Source organism: Herbaspirillum lusitanum P6-12, from assembly GCF_000256565.1.
GTDB classification, from domain to species: Bacteria; Pseudomonadota; Gammaproteobacteria; order Burkholderiales; family Burkholderiaceae_D; genus Herbaspirillum; species Herbaspirillum lusitanum.
Map to the genome: position 1 here is coordinate 1 of NZ_AJHH01000061.1, position 2818 is coordinate 2818.

2 protein-coding genes are annotated in these 2818 nt (G+C 60.6%); both read right to left on the reverse strand.

The annotated features are described in order from the left end of the window. The coding region (locus tag HLUSI_RS31250; RefSeq protein WP_083830803.1) for a DNA polymerase ligase N-terminal domain-containing protein at nucleotides 1-2003 on the reverse strand (2003 nt) is incomplete at its 3' end. 172 nt (nucleotides 2004-2175) lie between these two features. Continuing rightward, nucleotides 2176-2535, reverse strand: a complete 360-nt coding sequence (locus tag HLUSI_RS0102365; RefSeq protein WP_016832451.1) for a hypothetical protein — start codon at nucleotides 2533-2535, stop codon at nucleotides 2176-2178. Nucleotides 2536-2818: the final 283 nt, after the last annotated feature.

Genomic DNA, 2818 nt, shown 5'->3' on the forward strand with positions numbered 1-2818 from the left:
TCGAGCGCTGCCAGCGCCTGCGTCAGTTGCGGCCAGCGCTTGCTCCAGTCGAGATGCTCGCGTGTGAAGATGCGCGCCTTGCCGCCTTCGATCCGGCACAGACCGCGATAGCCGTCGAACTTCATTTCACTGAGCCATGCGTCGCCGTCGGGCGCCTCTTTCACCAGCATCGCCAGTTGTGCGTCGACTTTGTCCGGCATCGGCATGGAAGTGGCGGCGCGACCGGCAGGTTTACGTTTTTTCGACGTGGTCTCGACGGGCTTTTCAGCAGCATTTCCAGGAGCGATTCCAGTCTTCTTCGTCGCTGTGCCCGCCACGCTCTCCGGCCGCAAGGCGGTGATGTCGGCTTGCTTTCCCTCGCGTGCGGCGTCGTCCTTTTCCTTGATCAGCAACCAGTTTTCCTTGGTCTTGTCGTCTTTATCCTTGTCTTTGTCGGCCGGCTTGCCCATGCGCACCAGGTTCCAGCGCCCGCTCAGTTTGGCGCCGCGCAGTTCGAATTCCAGGTGGCCCTTCTTCAGGCCGGCCACGGGATCGCCGATCGGCAGCCATTCGCCGCGATCCCACAGCACCACTTCACCGGCGCCGTATTGATGCGCCGGGATGCGGCCCTCGAAGCTGCCGTAGTCGTAGGGATGGTCTTCCACGTGCACCGCCAGCCGCTTGTCGTGCGGATCCAGGCTCGGTCCTTTAGGCACTGCCCAACTCTTGAGCACGCCATTCACTTCGAGGCGGAAGTCGTAATGCAAGGCGCGCGCGTGATGGCGCTGGATGAAATAGCTGAGCGTCTTGCCGGATCGGCGCGCCACCGGCTCCGGCGGCGGCTCCGGCGTGATCTTGAAATCGCGCTTGGCGCGGTTGAATTCATTGGCCAGCGTCACGTCGAACTGGCGCCGGTTGGCGACGCCGGTGAGGCCGTCTTCCAACGCCATCTTTTGCAGCGTCTTGTTCATCTCCACCAGTTTTTCACGCGCCGACAACAGTTTTTGCTGTGCCTGCGCACGCAGCTTGATCTGGTTGATGAGGCGCTTGCCCATCCACGCCAGCATGGCGACCAGGATCAGCACGCCGACCGATTGCATCAGCGTCTCGGTGCGCCAGCTTGCCAGCACTTCGTCGTAGGACAGGGCGGCGGTGACGAACAGCGGGTACTTCTCCAGGCGCTTGTAGCTGTGCAGGCGCTTGACGCCGTCGGCCCCGGTGATGATGGCGATGCCGTTCCTGTTGCGCGAGGCGTGATCGCTGACGATGTTGCTGTTGCTGATGTTCTTGCCGATGATTTCACCGGAGGCCGGCCATTTCGCCAGCAGGATGCCGGGCTGCGTCGCCAGCAGGATCTCGCCGTGCTTGCCGATATCGAAACTGCGATAGAACTTGAGGAAATACTCGACCTCCACCGAAGCCAGCACCACGCCGGCGAAGCTGCCGTCCGGGTGATTGATGCGGCGCGACAGCGGGATGATCCAGTCGCCGCTGGAACGGCTCTTCACCGGTTCGCCGACATGCGGGTTCCGGTCTTCATGGGTCATGTGATAGATGAAGTATTCGCGGTCGGCGTTATTGAGCATCCACGGTGAATCATCCATGGAATTGACCATCCACTTGCCGGACTGGTCGTAGACAAAAAGACCCTGGATCTGCGGCAGCTCCTTGACGTAGGACGCCAGCAGCGGGTACAGGCGCGCCAGCGAATCGCGGTCCATGCCTTCGACTTCCAGACGCTGCACCATGCCGAACAATACCGAATCGGCCGAGATCAGCGTTGCCTGGGCATGTTCGGCCAGCGCCCGCGACAGGTTGGCGGTTGAGATCTGGGCATCGTCGAGGTCCTTGACACGGACGTTCCAGGCAAAGGAGATATGCAGGATCAGAATGGAAAGACAGACCAGGCCGACGAACACCGACGCGAAAATGCGCACGTTGACGCGCCGCGAGCGCGCCACGGCAGGCGTTTCGCCGAGCTCCGGCGCGGCCGGTGGGATGTCGGGCACTTCTTCGATAGTCATTTGTTTCGATTCCGTTATCGTTCCGGGAACGGCTATCGCTGAAATATAATTACGAGGGCTGTGGCGTCTCGAATGTAATTGTTATTCTCATCGCGTATTTTTTATACGATAGCAGTAATGTCAAACCATGTGCGCGCGGAGCAGATGAATTTCTTCCGCGCATTTGTCCGTTTCACCCATGGTGCAGAGGGACCGGCGGCAGGCTTTGCCAGCGCAAACCGTGCACGTTCTTTTCCTGTCCGAGACAGCTCACCAGCCGCACTACTGAGGCGCGTTCCGGCGTCGAGCAGGCCAGCGATACGGTGAAATCGATCAAGGCCTGATGCGGGCGCGGCTTGATTTCCAGTTCGTACCCCTGGTCGAAGCCGTTCTGCAATTGCATCAGGATCAGTTCTTCGATGACCGGCGCCTGCTCGCGGCGGCATGAGGCGAACACTTGATACGGCAAACGGTCGGCGGCGGTTTCATGGGCCGGGAAATCGTTGCCGGCAAAGAAGCCGTCCGGCCTGGTTTCCAGTTTGGTGATGCGCATGGCGGTTTCCTTTCCCCCGGGCGTGCCGCATCTGCGGCGGCGCTACCCTTGATTCTCTCGTCGTTGCCGTGGCCAGGTCATTGCGAGGACGCCGGCGCGCCTCTGCAAATCCCACTAGAATTGCACCACTGCAGCTTATCTCTTTCCCCCTCATTTCAATCTGACAATGAAACCTCAACTACTGGCTCTTATTCATCTTTCCGAAGAAAGCAAGGCCGCCATCGGCAGCGCCTTCGACATCATCTACGCGCCCACCGCGGAGACGCGCGCGGCGGCCATCGCG